At 70.4% G+C, this 15487-nt stretch carries 14 protein-coding genes and 1 pseudogene; 4 read left to right on the top strand and 11 right to left on the bottom strand.

Annotated features, from left to right (window positions below; translation table 11 throughout):
• The 3 genes and pseudogenes from ACFU5M_RS23515 to ACFU5M_RS23505 all read right to left on the bottom strand — a co-directional run.
• Positions 1–291: pseudogene (locus tag ACFU5M_RS23515) on the bottom strand (hypothetical protein); the annotation flags it as partial.
• A 10-nt stretch (positions 292–301) separates the two neighbouring features.
• The gene (locus ACFU5M_RS23510) at positions 302–1204 is read right to left on the bottom strand and encodes an SDR family NAD(P)-dependent oxidoreductase (protein WP_379052637.1); all 903 of its coding nucleotides are present in this window, start codon (positions 1202–1204) and stop codon (positions 302–304) included.
• 1 nt (position 1205) lies between these two features.
• Positions 1206–2192, bottom strand: coding sequence for an alpha/beta hydrolase (locus ACFU5M_RS23505; protein ID WP_379052636.1), 987 nt, complete (start codon positions 2190–2192; stop codon positions 1206–1208).
• 80 nt (positions 2193–2272) lie between these two features.
• Between ACFU5M_RS23505 and ACFU5M_RS23500 the strand changes: the two genes are divergently transcribed.
• Complete coding sequence (locus tag ACFU5M_RS23500) at positions 2273–2854, top strand: GrpB family protein (RefSeq protein WP_379052635.1); 582 nt, start codon at positions 2273–2275, stop codon at positions 2852–2854.
• A gap of 187 nt (positions 2855–3041) precedes the next feature.
• On the opposite strand, the gene ACFU5M_RS23495 is transcribed toward ACFU5M_RS23500, so the two are convergent.
• On the bottom strand, positions 3042–3992 hold the full coding sequence (locus ACFU5M_RS23495) for a D-isomer specific 2-hydroxyacid dehydrogenase family protein (protein WP_379052633.1): 951 nt from the start codon (positions 3990–3992) through the stop codon (positions 3042–3044).
• A gap of 109 nt (positions 3993–4101) precedes the next feature.
• Positions 4102–5070, bottom strand: coding sequence for a non-homologous end-joining DNA ligase (gene ligD, locus ACFU5M_RS23490; protein WP_379052631.1), 969 nt, complete (start codon positions 5068–5070; stop codon positions 4102–4104).
• Between the two features lie 111 nt (positions 5071–5181).
• On the opposite strand from ligD, the gene ACFU5M_RS23485 reads away from it, so the two are divergent.
• Together ACFU5M_RS23485 and ACFU5M_RS23480 are read left to right on the top strand one after the other, a co-directional pair.
• Entirely contained in the window at positions 5182–5421 is a 240-nt protein-coding gene (locus ACFU5M_RS23485; RefSeq protein ID WP_379052630.1) for a hypothetical protein, read from the top strand.
• Positions 5418–5726, top strand: a complete 309-nt coding sequence (locus ACFU5M_RS23480) for a hypothetical protein (RefSeq protein WP_379052628.1) — start codon at positions 5418–5420, stop codon at positions 5724–5726. Before ACFU5M_RS23485 ends, ACFU5M_RS23480 begins: the two co-directional genes overlap by 4 nt.
• A gap of 90 nt (positions 5727–5816) precedes the next feature.
• On the opposite strand, the gene ACFU5M_RS23475 is transcribed toward ACFU5M_RS23480, so the two are convergent.
• The 6 genes from ACFU5M_RS23475 to ACFU5M_RS23450 form a co-directional block, all read right to left on the bottom strand.
• Complete coding sequence (locus tag ACFU5M_RS23475) at positions 5817–7940, bottom strand: RecQ family ATP-dependent DNA helicase (protein ID WP_379052626.1); 2124 nt, start codon at positions 7938–7940, stop codon at positions 5817–5819.
• 140 nt (positions 7941–8080) lie between these two features.
• Positions 8081–9013 carry an alpha/beta fold hydrolase gene (locus tag ACFU5M_RS23470; RefSeq protein ID WP_379052625.1) on the bottom strand — a complete coding sequence of 311 codons (933 nt, stop codon included), beginning with the start codon at positions 9011–9013 and terminating at the stop codon, positions 8081–8083.
• Positions 9014–9330: 317 nt separating this feature from the next.
• Positions 9331–10554, bottom strand: a complete 1224-nt coding sequence (locus ACFU5M_RS23465; protein WP_379052623.1) for an RtcB family protein — start codon at positions 10552–10554, stop codon at positions 9331–9333.
• Between the two features lie 93 nt (positions 10555–10647).
• Positions 10648–11727, bottom strand: coding sequence for an amidohydrolase family protein (locus ACFU5M_RS23460; protein WP_379052621.1), 1080 nt, complete (start codon positions 11725–11727; stop codon positions 10648–10650).
• A 1-nt stretch (position 11728) separates the two neighbouring features.
• Positions 11729–13099 carry a glutamine synthetase gene (locus tag ACFU5M_RS23455; RefSeq protein WP_379052620.1) on the bottom strand — a complete coding sequence of 457 codons (1371 nt, stop codon included), beginning with the start codon at positions 13097–13099 and terminating at the stop codon, positions 11729–11731.
• Positions 13100–13151: 52 nt separating this feature from the next.
• Positions 13152–14030: a ribokinase gene (locus ACFU5M_RS23450; protein WP_379052619.1), complete on the bottom strand. Its 879-nt coding sequence runs from the start codon at positions 14028–14030 to the stop codon at positions 13152–13154.
• Positions 14031–14140: 110 nt separating this feature from the next.
• Here ACFU5M_RS23450 and ACFU5M_RS23445 point away from each other — a divergent pair, with 110 nt between their 5' ends.
• Positions 14141–15406 (top strand): glutamate-5-semialdehyde dehydrogenase, encoded by a 1266-nt coding sequence (locus tag ACFU5M_RS23445; protein ID WP_379052617.1) that lies wholly within the window; start codon positions 14141–14143, stop codon positions 15404–15406.
• Positions 15407–15487 lie beyond the last annotated feature (81 nt).

Raw genomic sequence — 15487 nt, 5'->3', positions numbered from 1 at the left:
TGCGGACTCCGATCGAGTACGAAATGATGCAACCGTCCATCCAACCCGTGGCCTGAAGTCCAGCATCTCGACTCCACGAAACCGGGGGAACATCAGCGCCTTCTTGGCCATAGCCGCGAAGCCGCGCGCGCCGACGTTTTCGATCCACATCAGATCGGCCATGAACGGCTTGAGCTTGGCGTGCAGTTCGGGCGTGATCGTCTCGCGGCCCGGCGCGTCCCAATCGATGTCGGCCAGCGCCCACTGGCGGTCCTTGATCTTGCGGAGCATGTCGTCGAAGTCCATCGCGATGGCGGCCATGTCAGACTCCTGTCTTGTCGGTGACCGGCGTGCGGTCGGTGGTGGTCGAGTGGTCCTGGGGCAGCAGCCGCTCCAGGAGGCCGAGGACGTAGGTGTATTGCGCGGGAAGGCACCGCTTGAGCAGCCATACGGCGTGCGCGTCCAGTTGGGGGAGCACGTAGAGCCGGCCGAGATCGTGCGCGTCCAGGGTGGTCCGCGCGACACGCTCGGGGGAGAAACCGGTCCAGCGCATGAGGAAGTCGGCCAGCTGCGCCGATCCCTCGGTGATCCGGCCGTCGCGGGCGACGTTCGTGCGGACGAACGTCGGGCACAGGACCGTGACCGCCACACCGGTGCCGCTCAGCTCGGCGGCCATGGTCTCCGACAGCGACAGCACACCGGCTTTGGACACGTTGTAGGCGGCCATCGAGGGCGCGGCGGCGAATCCGGCGGCCGAGGCGACGTTGATGATGCCGCCGCTCCCGGCGGCCCGCAGGCGCGGAGCGAAGACTTCGCAGCCGTGCACAACTCCCCACAGGTTGATGCCCAGCGCCCACTGCCAGTCGTCGAAGCCGATGCGTCCCACGGGTTTTCCGCCGATGCCGACGCCCGCGTTGTTGATCACCAGGGTGACCGGGCGCTCGAACAGCGTTTCGGCGAAGCGGGCGAGCAATTCTACGTCCTCCCGTTGTGCCACGTCGCAGCGGAAGGCGTGCGCGGTGCCCGGGTGGGTGCGTTCGATCAGGGCGACCGTTTCGTCGGCGCGCGCCTCATCGATGTCGGCGCAGATCACCCGGCCGCCGCGGGCCGCGATCTCCAGCGCGAACGCGCGGCCGATGCCGCTGCCGGCGCCGGTGATCACGGCTCGCGCGCCGTGCGTGCGCCGGGCCCGGCCCAGGGCCAACACCTTGTCCAATCCGAACATCTCAGCTCACCTTTTCCGTGCCGGAGGTAGCGACCAGCGCCGCGCGCAGGAAGTCGGCGGCGCGGGCGAGGGCTTGGTCGGCCTCGGGCACCACCAGGGGAAGGGCTTGGAAGACGTGCATTTGCCCAGGCCAGATCTCGAGCTGGCAGCTGCCGCCCGCGCGGCGGACCATCTCGCACAGCGCCCGCGCGTCGGCTGCGAGCATCTCGGTACCGCCGACCTGCACCAGGATCGGTGGCAGTGCGAGACCTTGCGGGATGGACAGCCGCAGGCGCGCCGCGTCTGCCGGATGGCCGCTGGTGTAGGCCGCGGGCAGCTTGCTCGCGGCGGCGGCCGAGATCAACGGATCGGTCCGGACGCGTTCCCGCTCGGCCGCCAAGCCCAACGTCAGGTCCAGCAGCGGGGAGAACATCGCCACGGCCGCGGGCTGCGGGCGCCGGTGCCGTCCGTTCTCCACCAGCAGGTCCAGCGCGAGGTGCCCGCCCGCCGAGTCGCAGGCGATCACCAGGTCTTCCGCGGCCATGCCACGACCGAGCAGCCAGCGGTAACCCGCCTCGACGTCGTCGGCCGCGGCCGGGAACCGGTGTTCGGGCGCGAGGCGATAGTCGGTGAGGAAGACCGGCAGGCCGGTCTTCGCCGACAGCCGGGCCGCGAGGCCGCGATGGGTGCGCGCCGAGCAGATCACATACCCGCTGCCGTGGATGTAGTAGACGGCTCGCGTCCCGAACGGCACACCCGCCGCCCGCACCCATTCACCGCGCACCGCTCCCGAGCGAACTTGTGTGACGGACGTGCCGGGCGGCACGGGACCGCCGACGGTCATCAGGGTGGCGATGAGTTTGCGTGCGAACCAGACGCCCGGCGTGTTCATCGGAACCGCGCAGTTCACCGGCCGCAGCGTGAGCCTGGTGGCCGCTGCGGCCACGGTGGCACGGGTCGAGGGCGCGGCGGGAACGCCGGGGACCGAGGTCCTCGTTGACCTTGTCATGCGCTAAGAATCAGCCACGAATGTGCCAGTTGTCAATGGTACATTCTGGAAAGGCTGATCAAGCGGGGTTACAGTGACGTATGGCGACCTTCGACGACGACGAGATCGCGGCGGCGATGATCGGCGAGGCGGAGCCCTATGCGGTCAAGGTGTTCATCGAGGATTACAACCCCGCGTGGCCGGACTGGTACGCCGAGGAAGAGGCCGTTCTCCGTGCCGCGCTCGGCGACACGGCCGTGCGGATCGAGCACACCGGCTCCACCTCGGTTCCCGGTCTCGCGGCCAAGCCGCTGATCGACATGCTGTTGCTGGTTCCGGACGCCGCCGACGAAGCCGCGTATCTACCCGCGCTCGAGGCAGCCGGCTATGCGCTACGTGTCCGGCAACCGGACTGGTATCAGCATCGCTGTCTCGTCCGCCGGGTGGACAGCGGTGCACGGTGGAGTGTGAACCTGCACGTTCTCTCGCCGGAGTCGGGTGCACCGGAGATCGAGCGGATTCTGACTTTCCGCGACCGGCTGCGCACGCACGACGACGACCGGGCGTACTACGAGCGGACCAAACGTGCACTCGCCCAGCGTGACTGGAAGTTCGTGCAGCACTACGCGAACGCGAAGAGCGAAGTCATCGAAGAGATTCTCGGCCGAGCGCTGCCCGGCTGATGTCGACGCAGGGCACTCGACTCGGTACGAGTTTCACGACGGCCTGACCGCTACCGGTAAGCGCTTCCACAGTGGCGGGGGCGCGCTGCGCACAGTGGCGGGATCGTGCAGATCAAGCCGCCGCATTTTACCGCGAGGCCGACTCCCGAGGATCCGCGGTGCGCGAATCATGCTGTGTCGAACTATTTCAGTATCCGCGCGCGGGATCGATCGGCGCCAGCAGGGGGCGGCCTTCGAGGAACCGCTCGACGTTCGCTTCGACGTGGTCGGCGAATGCCGCCAGTCGCAGCTGGGGTGGATTCGAATCATGCGGCGTGACAATGGCATTCGGCAGAGACCAGAGGGGGTGACCGGCCGGGAGCGGCTCGGGGTCGGTGACGTCGAGACCGGCGCCGCCGATGGCGCCGGAGGCCAGCGCGGCCACCAGCGCGTCGGTGTCGATGAGGCTGCCGCGCGCGACGTTGACGATCCACGAGGACGGCTTGAGCCGCGCTAGTTCGTCCGCGCCGACGAGATGCCTGGTGGCGGGTGTGGCGGGCGCGGCGATGACCACGTGATCGGTGTGCGGCCAGACCCGGCCGAGATGGCCGGCGGAAATCGTCTCGACCGACGAGGGAATGCCGGGGCCGGAGACCGGACGCCCGCTGCGGTTCACCGCGATGATGTGCGCGCCGAGCGGGACCAGCATCGGGATCAGCGCGCGGCCGATGCCGCCCGCGCCGACGATCGTCACCGTCTTGCCACGCAGTGTGCCGACGTGTGGAAAGAAGTCCTGTTGCCGCCAATCCGAAGCCCGCAGGTGCTCGGGCAGGTACCGGACGCCCGCGAGCAGCAGCATGAGCGCGTGCTCGGCCACGCTCGCCGCGAAAGCGCCTGCGGCGGAGGTGAATCGCACACCCGGATGCCTGGCGATGACGCCCGCGGTGAACCAGTCCTCGACGCCTGCGGCCGAAAGTTGCACCCACTGCACACCGGCCGGTAATTCGTCCGGGAACTCGCCGGGGCCGCCGACCCAGATCAACCCACGCGCCTCATCCAGATCGGAGAGGGTGGCGCCCGCCTCCACGACGGCCTTCTCCAACAGTGTGGGAGGCGGGTCGGTGGGGCCGATCGCGATCGTCACTGCCGGTCGGTTCATGGACGGACCTCCTTCGGAGCAGTAGGACGTGGTCGCGGGCTGGGACGTTGCGACCGTAGCACCGCCTGGCGTGCGCCGACCGGCCGCAGGGTGTCCGTCCGGCGCGGCGCTAGGCCTCGCTCTGCTCCTCGTCGAGCTCCACGTCCACCTTGTCCCGCTCGGCCCACTCCAGGAGAGGATCCAGGTGGAACACCGCGTCATCCATGCCCGCGTGCAGATCGCCGAGTTCGGCGAAGCGAGCGGGAACGGAAGCCATGGTGAAGTCGCGCGGATCGATGTCGGGAATTTCGTCCCAGCGTACCGGTGTGGAGACCGTGGCGGCGGGGACACCGCGCACCGAATAGGCGGCGGCGATGGTGTGGTCGCGGGCGTTCTGGTTGTAGTCGACGAACAGCATCTTCGGATCGCGGTCGCGCCGCCACCAGGTGGTGGTCACGTCGCCGGATGCTCGCCGCTCGACTTCGCGGGCGAACGCCAGGGCCGCCCGGCGCACGTCCTGGAATCCCCAATGCGGCGCGATCCGCACGTACACGTGCAGGCCCTTGCCGCCGGAGGTCTTCGGCCACCCGACGGCGCCGATCTCGTCGAGAACCTCGTGCACCACCCCGGCGACCCGTCGCACGCGTGACCAGGGGCAATCCGGCATCGGGTCGAGGTCGATGCGCCATTCGTCCGGACGCTCGGTATCGGCGGCGCGCGAATTCCACGGATGGAACTCGACCGTGGACATCTGCACCGCCCAGAGGACGTCGGCCGGCTTCTCGACGCACAGCTCGTCGGCGTGTCTCCCATAGCGCGGGAAGTACACGCGCACAGTCGGAATCCAGTCCGGCGCACCGGCGGGAAGTCGCTTCTGATGCACCTTGTCGCCCGCGAGTCCTTTGGGAAACCGGTGCAGCATGCAGGGCCGGTCGCGCAGGGCGTTGACGATGCCGTCCCCGACGCTCAGGTAGTACTGCACCAAGTCGAGCTTGGTCGCGCCGCTCTCCGGAAAGTAGACGCGGTCGGGGTTGGAGACGCGGATCGTATGGTCGCCGACCTCGAGCTCGATCGCCGACCCGGTGGATTTGCTGGCCACGGGTCGACTGTAGTGCGCGCGGCACGGGAAAGCCGCGCACGACTTCGAGCAGGCGCGAGCGATGCCGCGGCCGGGTTCCCAGCAGTGCACCGCTCTGGTATGCATACCGGTATGAGCAAGGCGACGCGCGTGACCGTCACGCTGGATCCGCAGGTGGCCGAGTGGGCCAGGGAGGTCGCCGATCGCCAGAACCGCAGCCTGTCGGCGGTGATCAACGCCGCGCTGCGCTCCACGCTCGTGTACGACAGCCTGACCGCGCTGGCTATCGACGAGGAGGCCGAACTGGCCGCCGCCTACGACGACGTGACGCTCACCCAGGCCGCCGAAGACGATGCCGACGGCGCCGCATGAGACGCGGCGAGATCTGGCGCTACGCCCCGACGCTCACCGACGGCACCCCCTTCCCGCGGCGCATGACGGTCGTGCTGGTCTCCGACTCGGCGGTGATCACCTCGCGCTATCGCTGGCTGCAAGTCGTCCCGTTGCGCGAGGCCGACCCCGGCCACGTGCTGGCCACACTCACCGAGCACGGCTGGGCCGACACCCTGAAATTGCATCGCGCCTACCGGCCTTGGCTCACCGAACATCTCGGCGTGCTCACCGATGTGGAGAGGGAATCCCTCGACGCGCGCCTGCGGGCGACACTCAGTCTCTGATTGCCGCGACTTCGCCGCGAACGGCGGATGCTCGGTCTCGCTTCGCTCGGAATCGGGAATCGGCGCGAAGAGCTCTTCATAGGCCAGGAGCTATGTCGGCGTAGCCAACGCGAACGGCAGGACGGCTTCGGCGCCGGCGGCTCGGAGTGCGTGCGCGGCGACGGTGAAGGTCCAGCCGGTGTCGGTGATGGTGTCGACCAGCAGGATCGGGCCCGGCACGTCGGTGAGGTCGGGGATCTCCCATGAGTCGAACAGCCCGGCTACGCGATGTGCGGAGTTGGCCGCCGAGACGGGCGGGCGGTCCGGGCGGGTGCGCAGGGTGCCGAGGTCGTGCAGGCGGCCGACCTCGGCCAGCCGGGCGGCGAGGGTGGCGGTGAGCACGGGGTAGCGCGGGGATTCCAGGGCGAGTACCGACGTCGGGCGGGTGGCCCAATCCCATTCGCGCAGTACGGCGATACAAGCATCGAAGACCGCGTCGGGGACCGGATCGTCCGGGCCGTCGAGCAGCGTCCGCAGTCGCTGCCCCCAGCCGAGGTCGGTCAGCCTGCCGAGAACGCGACCTGTCTCGGCGCCGCCGGAGATCTTGCCGGACAACGGGATTCCGAGTTTCGCCATGCCGGTGGGCCACTGTTTGCGTGGCGCGATGTCGAGGCCGGGGCGGTCGAGCCTGGCTTTGGTGGCGGCCACCGCGTCGGCGGCGACGGTGCGGTCGGGGCGGCTGCCGGTGCAGTTGTCACAGCGGCCGCAGCCGGGCGAATCCGCTACGTCGGCGGGCAGTCCCGGGTCGTCGAGCTGGCGGCGCAGGAATTCCATGCGGCAATCGGCGGTCGATTGGTAGTCGATCATGGCCTGCTGTTCGGCCTCGCGGGCGACGGACAGGCGCTCGTAGCGCTCGGTGTCGTAGGTCCACGGCCGGCCGGTGGCGATCCAGCCGCCGCGCACGCGGCGTACCGCACCGTCCACGTCGAGCACCTTGAGCACCATCTCCAGCCTGGAGCGATTCAACTCCACCAGCGGCTCCAACGCCGCGGTGGACAGCGCCCGGTCGGCGTCCAGCGCGTCGAGCACGGCACGCACGATGTGCTCGCGGGGGAAGGCGACGGAGGCGAAGTAGCTCCAGATCCGCGCGTCCTCGGGGCCGGGGAGCAGAATCACCTCGGCGCGGGCGGTGCCACGCCCGGCGCGTCCCACCTGCTGGTAGTAGGCGATGGGAGACGACGGCGCGCCCACGTGCACCACGAACCCGAGATCGGGTTTGTCGAACCCCATGCCCAGCGCGGAGGTGGCGATGAGCGCCTTCACCTCGTTGTTCAGCAGCGCCGCCTCCAAAACCTCGCGTTCGGCGGGGTCGGTCTGCCCGGTGTAGGCGGCGACCGTGTGGCCGTGCGAGGTCAGCACGTCGGCCAGGTCCTGCGCGGCGGCGACGGTGAGTGTGTAGACGATGCCCGAGCCGGGCAACCGGTGCAGGTGACCGCTGAGCCAGGCGGTGCGTTCCACGGCGTCGTCGAAGCGGACCACCGACAGGTGCAGCGACTCGCGATCCAGCGTGCCGCGCAGCACCAGGGTGTCGGTGCCGATCTGGGTGGCGACGTCGGTGACCACCCGGTCGTTGGCGGTCGCGGTGGTCGCCAGCACCGGGACGTCGGAGCCGAGGTCGGCGATCAGCGTCCGGATGCGCCGGTAGTCCGGCCGGAAGTCGTGGCCCCAGTCCGAGACGCAGTGCGCTTCGTCGATCACCACCAGCCCGGCATCGGCCGCGAGCCGGGGCAGCACCTGGTCCCGGAAGTCCGGGTTGTTCAATCGTTCCGGGCTGACCAGCAGCACGTCGACCGCGCCCGCGGCGACATCGGCGTGGATCTCGTCCCATTCGGTGACATTGCCCGAGTTGATGGTCGCCGCGACGACCCCCGCGCGCTGCGCCGCCGCCACCTGGTTGCGCATCAGCGCGAGCAGGGGCGACACGATCACCGTCGGGCCGCGCCCCGCCCGGCGCAGCAGCTTCGCCGCGATGAAATACACCGCCGACTTGCCCCAGCCGGTGCGCTGCACGACCAGCGCCCTGCGCCTCCGTACGACGAGCGCCTCGATCGCGGTCCACTGGTCCTCCCGCAGCCGAGCGTCCGCACCGGCCAGCTCGCGCAGCAGCTGTTCGGCGTGCTCGCGCAGGTCGGGGGCGGTGAGGTCGATCGAAGACGCGCCGGTCGCCGTGGTCATGCGCTCCATCGTGCCCGACGACTCCGACAGGTGGCCGCGCGCCCGGCCGCGGCTCATGTTTCACATACTCGCCACGCTGGGCGCGCAGGCTGCGTATCAGGTCGCGGCGTCCGACTTGCCGATGCGACGGCGGGTCGTGGTCAAGCGGGGTGCGCGGTCGCCGCCGCCAGCTCGGCCAGCCGGGTCCGGACCAGGTCCGGTCGCTCCTCGATGATGAAGTGGCCGCAGTTCTGGACCAGCTCCAGCCGGTAGTCGTCGGCGCGGGCGGTTTCGGCGGACGCGAGCGACGGATGGACCGCCGCGTCCTCGACGCCGAACAGGGCCAGGATCGGCACCCGGGCTCGCCGTCGTTCGCCTCGCCTGGCCGACCGGGGCACTTCGCGCAGCAGGAATGTGCGGTAGGTGTCGGTCGCCGTGCGGGCACAGACCGGGTCGCGGAAGCGGTCGGCGTACGCCCGGATCACCTCGGGTCCGAACGCCGAACGATCGCGTACGGCGCCGGCGAACACGAGCTGCTCCAGGAAGCGGGTACGCCGGTGCAGGTAGTCGCCGAACGCCGCGACGGCGGGCTGGTAGAGCAGGAACCGCCACGCGTGCGGGAGAAACGCGCGCGGTGTCTGCCACGGGTGGGCGATGTTGAGCGCGAGCAGCGCGTCGAATCGCTCCGGCTCGCGCAGTACGAGCAGGTGGGCGATGTAGCCGCCCCAGTCGTGGCCGACCAGCAGGACGCGGTCCAGGCCGAGCGCGTCCAGCAACGCGAGCAGGTCGGAGGCGACGTCGTCTTTGGCCCACCGGTGCGGCGCGGGGCCCGACCAGCCGTAGCCGGGCAGATCGGGCGCGATGATGCGCAGTCCGTCCGGTGGATCGGCGAGCAGGTCACGGTAGGCGTAGTGATGCTCGGGCCAGCCGTGCAGCGCGAGCACCGGACGCCCGTCCGCCGGACCCGCTTCGGTGACGTGGAAACGCACGCCGCGGGCGGTCACTTCCGACCGCCGCACGCCGGGTATCTCCGGCGGCCCCGCCGCCGGGTCGGAATCCGGAGCGGGTGCGAAGAAGGAGGGCCGCCAGGGCATACCCGATGGTATCGAGCAAGCCGCCGGGAGATCCAGACCATCGGTCACGGTTGCCTCACGCCCGGCGCCTGATCGAGCGGCTTCGGGACTGTTCCGGGGGAGCGGCGCCCGTCCCTGACAACCGCGCGCGGAGTGGACACCGGTGCTCGCCGGATCCGGGTCGCGCCGCCATCTCGAGGCTGCGCTGATCGCGATGTGGTGCCAGAGGTGGGGTGTCGGTGCTCGCCGGATCCGGGTTCACCGCTCGAGCCTGCGCTGAACGCGACGTCGCGCCGGGCGAGCGGAACTCGCCCGGAGCGCAATCGGGTGCGCGACGGTCAGCCCTTCACACAGAGCACCTGGCGCAGCGTCGCGACCACGTCGACCAGGTCCCGCTGTGCCTCGATGACCTCGTCGATGTCCTTGTACGCGGCCGGGATCTCGTCCACCACGCCCGCGTCCTTGCGCGACTCGACGCCCTCGGTCTGGGCGATCAGATCGGCGACGGTGAACTGCCTCTTGGCCGCGTTGCGGCTCATCCGCCGTCCCGCGCCGTGCGAAGCCGACTGGAACGACGCCGGGTTGCCTTTGCCCCGCACCACATACGAGCGGGTACCCATCGAGCCGGGAATCAGCGCGAGATCACCCGCTCCCGCCCGCACCGCGCCCTTTCGGGTGACCAGCATCGGCACGCCGTCGATCAGCTCCTCCGCCACATAATTGTGGTGACAGCTGATCGGCTGCTCGAAACGCACTCCACGCTCGGCGAATTCGGCGGCGACCGCACGGCAGACCAATGCGAGCATCACCGCGCGGTTACGCGCCGCGTACTCCTGCGCCCAGGTGAGGTCACGCCGGTATGCCTCCATCTCCGGCGTGCCGGAGACGAAGACCGCCAAGTCGCGGTCGGGTAGATCGATGTTGTGCGGCAGCGTGCGCGCGATGGCCATGTGCCGCTCGGCGAGTTCCTTGCCGATGTTGCGGCTGCCGGAGTGCAGCAGGATCCACACCCGCTCCTGCTGGTCCAGGCACACCTCGATGAAGTGGTTGCCGCCGCCGAGGGTGCCCATCTGCTTGTGCGCCTTGGACTCTCGTGGCTGTACCCCGGCGTCCAGCGCGCCGAACGAACCCCAGAAGCGGTCCCATCCCGTCCGCAGCGTCGTGGTGCTCGCGCCGAGCCCGGCGACCTGGCCGCCGAGCCGGGTGACATCCACGGCGTCGTGATGCGCCTGGAAGCCGACCGGTACCGCCGCCTCGATCCGCGAACGCAGCGAACGCAGGTTGTCGGGCAGATCCGCGGCGGTGAGGTCGGTGCGCACGCTCTCCATGCCGCAGCCGATGTCCACGCCGACCGCGGCGGGTGACACCGCGTCTTTCATCGCGATCACCGAGCCGACCGTGGCCCCCTTGCCGAGGTGCACGTCCGGCATCACGCGGACGCCGTGGACCCATTTCAGCGCGGCGATGTTGCGCAGTTGCCGGAGCGCGGCCTGCTCGACCTCGTGCTCGTGGGCCCACATGAGCGTCTGCGCCTTGGTGCCGCGCAGCTCGACGGGAAACATGGTCTCGATCCTTCCGTTGGTCTTCGCTATCAACGGTAGGGACCGACGGCACCGGGCGCACCCGAATATCCGACCGACCAGGATGGCGGAAGGTCAGCCGGCGGCGTGTTCGAACCGTGCCCGGTAGACGCGCGCGGCATTCCCGTGGGCGATGGCGTTGACCAGCACTTCGGCGTCGGCGGTGGTGATCGCGTCGTCGGCGAGCCACTCGTCGACGAGCTTGCCGAGCCCGCGCCGCCAGAGCAGGGCGCCGAGGTAGTGCAGTTCCGGGAGCCCGTAGCCGTCCGAGGAGTAGCACAGCGCCCGGAACGGTGCGAGTTCCAGCGTCTCGGCGAGCACGGCTCCGGCCCGCTGCCCCACGTAGGGGATGGTCAGGCCGAGATCCAGGTGAACATGGTCGAAGACGTGCGCGAGGTAGGCGGCATGGCGATGGAAGGGCCAGCAGTGCAGCAGCATCACCGACAGCCCGGTGCCCGCGGTCCGGCGCAGGAAGTCGGTGAGCAGCAGCGGGTCGCTGTGCCGCAGGCGCAGATCGGGGTCGCCGAACCCGGTGTGGAATTGCAGGGGAAGACCGAGTTCGGCGCCGATCCGCGCGCCGAGACCGACCAGCCAGCCGAGGACGTTCGGATCGCTGAGCCGGTGTTCGGGCGCGAAACTGGTCGGCGGGTGATGCCGCACCGGGAAGTCCAGGCCACACCGGTAGGCGACGATCGTCTTCAGGCCGACGGCATGGGCGGCCCGCGCGCGCAGCTCCGCCTCGATTCGCTCGTAGACCCCGGACACCGCGCCGACCTGGGCGACGACGCGCTCGGCCACCTCCTCCAACCGGACCACCTCGCGCACCTCGCCGTTCACCAGGGCAGCGAAATCCGCTGTGCCGCCGCCGATTCCGGTATCCAGGCACCACCGGGTCACCCCGGTCGCGCGCAACAGCCGCGTGGCGACCTCGCGCGCGCCGAGCCGGGCGCGATGACGCAAGTAGACGTCCGGGCTGACATGGGCGGGCAGGTCGAGCGCGGGGGCGCACCAGCGGCGCACCGCGAGCCCGAGCGCGGAATCGAAACTTCCGTGCGAGCCTTCGCCGAGCAAACGCTCGAAACCGGGCCGGTCCAGGTTCCCGGTGTGGACGCCGTGGCAGTGGTGGTCGGTGAGCCGGACATCGTCGGTGAGCATGTCAGAACCGCCAACGTGTCAGGGCGACCAACTCTTCGGCGCTCGCGGCGGCGTATCGCTCGGCCTCCGCGCGGCGCACGGTGAGCAGCGCGTCGTGCAGTTCGACGCCCATGGCTTCGGCGAGCACCTCGGACGCGGCGAGGTGGTCGGCGGCTTCGGCCGGTGTGGTGGGTAGGCGGCGCACATCCGACATCATGCGTGCTTCGGCGTCGAAAGTCGCCGGATCTCCGGTGATTTCGGCGGGCAGGCGTAGGCGTTCGGCGACACCGGCGAGCCCGGCCGCGATCACCGACCCGACGATCAGGTACGGATTGCCGGTCGCGTCGAAGCATTTGATCTCGGCGTTGGCGGCCCATCCCTCGGTGCCGCGGACCCCGGTGACGAAGCGCAGGGCGGCCTCTCTGGTCTCGTGACCCCAGCACTGCCAAACTCCCGCCCAGCGTGACGGCGCCGACCGCAGGAAGCTCGCCGGGTTGCCCGCGCCGACCGCGACCAGCGCGGGCAGTTCTCGCAACACCCCCGCCAGGAACGCCTCACCGGTCCGCCGCATGCCGTGGGGGCCGTCGCCGCCCGCGAAAAGGGGGCCGTCGTCGTCGATCGCCGACAGGTGCAGGTGCGCTCCGGAACCGGCGCCGCCCGGTTCGATGCAAGGGGCGAGCACCGCCCGCCAGCCGTGCCGCGCGCTCACCTGACGGATCGTGTGCCGGACCAGCACGGCCTCGTCCGCGGCGGCGACCGGCTCGGACGGTTCGACCGACAACTCCAGTTGCGCGAGCGCGTATTCCGGATGGAACTGCGCGACGGCCACACCTTGCCGTTCGAGCGCCGCGACCAGGTCGGTGGCGTATTCGGCGACCTGCCCGAGCCGCACCATGCCGTAGGCGGGGCCGTCGATCGCGGGTGTGAAGCCCGCGGTGTCGTCGCCACTGCCCACTGCCCATTCGGTCTCGAAGGCCATGGCAAACCGCAGTCCGGCGGATCGCGCCGCCGCCGTCTGGCGTGCCGCGAAGTGGCGCTGGCAGGCGGCGAAACGGGTGCCGTCCTGGGTGTACTTGTCCGTGGGCGCCCATGCCCAGCCGGGCTGGCAGGCCAGTTCGGTCAGCCTGGCCGGATCGGGGACGAGCCGCAGATCGCCGTCGGGGCCGCCGAGATAACGCCCGACCGCCATCACGTCGTCGAAGGCGAAGGTCTCGAAGCACGGCGACACCCCGACGCCGTACCGGGACGCCCGATCCAGCCGTTGTACCGGGACGGCCTTCACGCGCGTGATCCCCGCGTTGTCCACGAAGCTCAGCGCGACCATGGAGGCGTTCAGCCCCTCGATCGGAGCGGTGCCGCCGTCGGCGGGTATGCGATCCGGCGTGGTGGCCATGCCCCTCACGATATCGGCTCGGGCGCAGCGGGAGCCGTCGTGGCGCGCGCCGCTACTCCGCGGCCAGGGCGGCGGTGATCTCCTCGCGGGCCGGGATCGAACTGCTCGCGCCCAATCGGGTCGTCGCCAGCGCTCCGGCGGCGCAGGCCCAGTTCAGCGCCCATTCGGGGCCGCGATGCCAGGCTGCGGCCAGCGCGCCGGTGAAGGCGTCGCCCGCGCCCGTGGTGTCGACGACGTCCACCCGCGGGCTGGGCCGGGACAGGCGGGCGCCGTCCGGTCCGCGATAGTCCGCGCCCGCCGCCCCACGGGTGACGACCACGTGCGCAACGGTGTCGAGATCCGCGCCCAATTGTTCGGCCTCGCTCGAATTCACCACGGCGACATCGACATTCGCCCACAATTCAGCGGGCAAGGCGCGTACCGGCGAGGGGTTCAGCAAGACCGTCGTGTCGTGCGCGCGGGCGTGACGCGCCGCGGCGGCGACCGTTTCGACCGGAATCTCCAACTGGCACAGCAAGATATCGGCGGCCGCGATGGCCGTCAGGTCGTCCTCGGTCAGCTCGGTCATCCGCGCGTTGGCGCCTCCGACGACGATGATGCTGTTCTCGCCGTCGTCGTCCACCACGATTGTGGCGATGCCGCTCGGTCCGGCGACGGTGCGCAGCCGGTCGGCCGACACCGCGGCGGCGGTGAGCGTGCCGCGCAGTTCGCCTGCGAAGACGTCGTCGCCAACCGCCCCGAGGAAGCCGACCGCACCGCCCGCCCGCTGTGCGGCGATGGCCTGATTGGCGCCTTTTCCGCCCGGCACCATCGCGAAGCCGTTGCCGAGGACCGTCTCACCGGGAACGGGCCTGCGCCCCGTCGTGGTCACCAGGTCCATGTTGATGCTGCCGAGCACCACGATCGCGGGAGCGTCCGATCCGGCCGTCATATCGCCGGACGGTAGTCGCCCGGCCCGGGCCGGGCACGTGACCGCGAGCCCGCGTCGGGCCCGGCCCAGCGGGTGGGATCGGCGGTGCGCCCGGTGCGTAGGCTGTATCCATGACGGTAGGAACGACCACCCAACCGGATGTCCGTGCGGTGGTGCACGAGGCCGCGCGCAAGGCCAGGATTGCGTCGCGGGCGCTGGCCCAGCTGACGACAGCGCAGAAGAACGACGCCCTGCACGCCGCCGCCGACGCGCTGCTGGCCGCCGCCGATCGGGTACTGGCCGCCAACGCCGAGGACATCGCCGCGGCGCGGGCCGCGGGCACCGAAGAGTCGCTGCTGGACCGGCTGCGGCTGACCAAGCCCCGCATCGACGGCATCGCCTCGGGGTTGCGGCAGGTGGCCGGGCTGCCCGATCCGGTCGGTGGGGTGGTGCGCGGCTCGACCCTGCCGAACGGCCTGGAGATCAGGCAGGTGCGGGTGCCGCTCGGCGTGGTGGGCATGGTGTACGAGGCTCGGCCGAACGTCACCGTCGACGCGTTCGGGCTCGCGCTCAAGTCCGGTAACGCCGCCCTGCTGCGCGGCTCGTCCTCGGCGGCTCGGTCCAACGCCGCGCTCGTCGCGGTGTTGCGCGAATCGCTGGTCACGCAGGACATCCCGGCCGACGCCGTGCAGCTGCTGCCGAGCGAGGACCGTTCCAGCGTCACCCATCTGATCCAGGCCCGCGGCTTGGTCGACGTGGTCATTCCGCGCGGTGGCGCCGGGTTGATCAACGCGGTGGTCCGCGACGCACAGGTGCCCACCATCGAGACCGGTACCGGCAACTGCCACGTCTACGTGCACGCCGCCGCCGATCTGGACATGGCCGAGCGGATCCTGATCAACGCCAAGACCCGCCGACCCAGCGTGTGCAACGCGGCCGAGACCGTGCTGATCGACGCCGCCGTCGCGGACACCGCGCTGCCGCGGCTCACCGGTGCGCTGGAGCGTGCCGGCGTCACCATCCACGGTGACCTGCCCGGCCAGGTTCCGGCCACCGACGCGGACTGGGGTGAGGAGTACCTGACCCTGGACATCGCGCTCAAGGTGGTCGACGGCTTGGACGCGGCGGTGGAGCACATCAACACCTGGGGCACCGGCCACACCGAGGCCATCGTCACCGGCGACCTCGCCGCGGCGCGCGAGTTCACCAGCCGGGTCGACGCCGCCGCCGTGATGGTGAACGCCTCCACCGCGTTCACCGACGGCGAGCAGTTCGGCTTCGGCGCCGAGATCGGGATCTCCACCCAGAAGTTGCACGCTCGGGGTCCGATGGCTTTGCCGGAACTGACCTCGACGAAGTGGATTGTCTGGGGCGAAGGACAGGTCCGGCCGGTCTGACCGGCCTGCACGGCGGTCGCGGACGAGGCCGAGTCGGCCTCGGTGCCGCGCTGCCGTAGCGTGGGGGATGGTTCGGAAGAA

This window comes from Nocardia sp. NPDC057455 (genome assembly GCF_042802775.1).
GTDB lineage: Bacteria > Actinomycetota > Actinomycetes > Mycobacteriales > Mycobacteriaceae > Nocardia.
Note: the sequence above shows the minus strand (reverse complement) of the source record. Positions and strands in the feature narration are given on the sequence as shown.

Coding starts and splice junctions, on each gene's coding strand:
- ACFU5M_RS23460 (WP_379052621.1), bottom strand. CDS start 11,727: ATGCTCACCGACGATGTCCGGCTCACCGACCACCACTGCCACGGCGTC.
- ACFU5M_RS23450 (WP_379052619.1), bottom strand. CDS start 14,030: ATGACGGCCGGATCGGACGCTCCCGCGATCGTGGTGCTCGGCAGCATC.
- ACFU5M_RS23500 (WP_379052635.1), top strand. CDS start 2,273: ATGGCGACCTTCGACGACGACGAGATCGCGGCGGCGATGATCGGCGAG.
- ACFU5M_RS23480 (WP_379052628.1), top strand. CDS start 5,418: ATGAGACGCGGCGAGATCTGGCGCTACGCCCCGACGCTCACCGACGGC.
- ACFU5M_RS23445 (WP_379052617.1), top strand. CDS start 14,141: ATGACGGTAGGAACGACCACCCAACCGGATGTCCGTGCGGTGGTGCAC.
- ACFU5M_RS23510 (WP_379052637.1), bottom strand. CDS start 1,204: ATGTTCGGATTGGACAAGGTGTTGGCCCTGGGCCGGGCCCGGCGCACG.
- ACFU5M_RS23505 (WP_379052636.1), bottom strand. CDS start 2,192: ATGACAAGGTCAACGAGGACCTCGGTCCCCGGCGTTCCCGCCGCGCCC.
- ACFU5M_RS23495 (WP_379052633.1), bottom strand. CDS start 3,992: ATGAACCGACCGGCAGTGACGATCGCGATCGGCCCCACCGACCCGCCT.
- ACFU5M_RS23455 (WP_379052620.1), bottom strand. CDS start 13,099: ATGGCCACCACGCCGGATCGCATACCCGCCGACGGCGGCACCGCTCCG.
- ACFU5M_RS23475 (WP_379052626.1), bottom strand. CDS start 7,940: ATGACCACGGCGACCGGCGCGTCTTCGATCGACCTCACCGCCCCCGAC.
- ACFU5M_RS23485 (WP_379052630.1), top strand. CDS start 5,182: ATGAGCAAGGCGACGCGCGTGACCGTCACGCTGGATCCGCAGGTGGCC.
- ACFU5M_RS23470 (WP_379052625.1), bottom strand. CDS start 9,013: ATGCCCTGGCGGCCCTCCTTCTTCGCACCCGCTCCGGATTCCGACCCG.
- ACFU5M_RS23465 (WP_379052623.1), bottom strand. CDS start 10,554: ATGTTTCCCGTCGAGCTGCGCGGCACCAAGGCGCAGACGCTCATGTGG.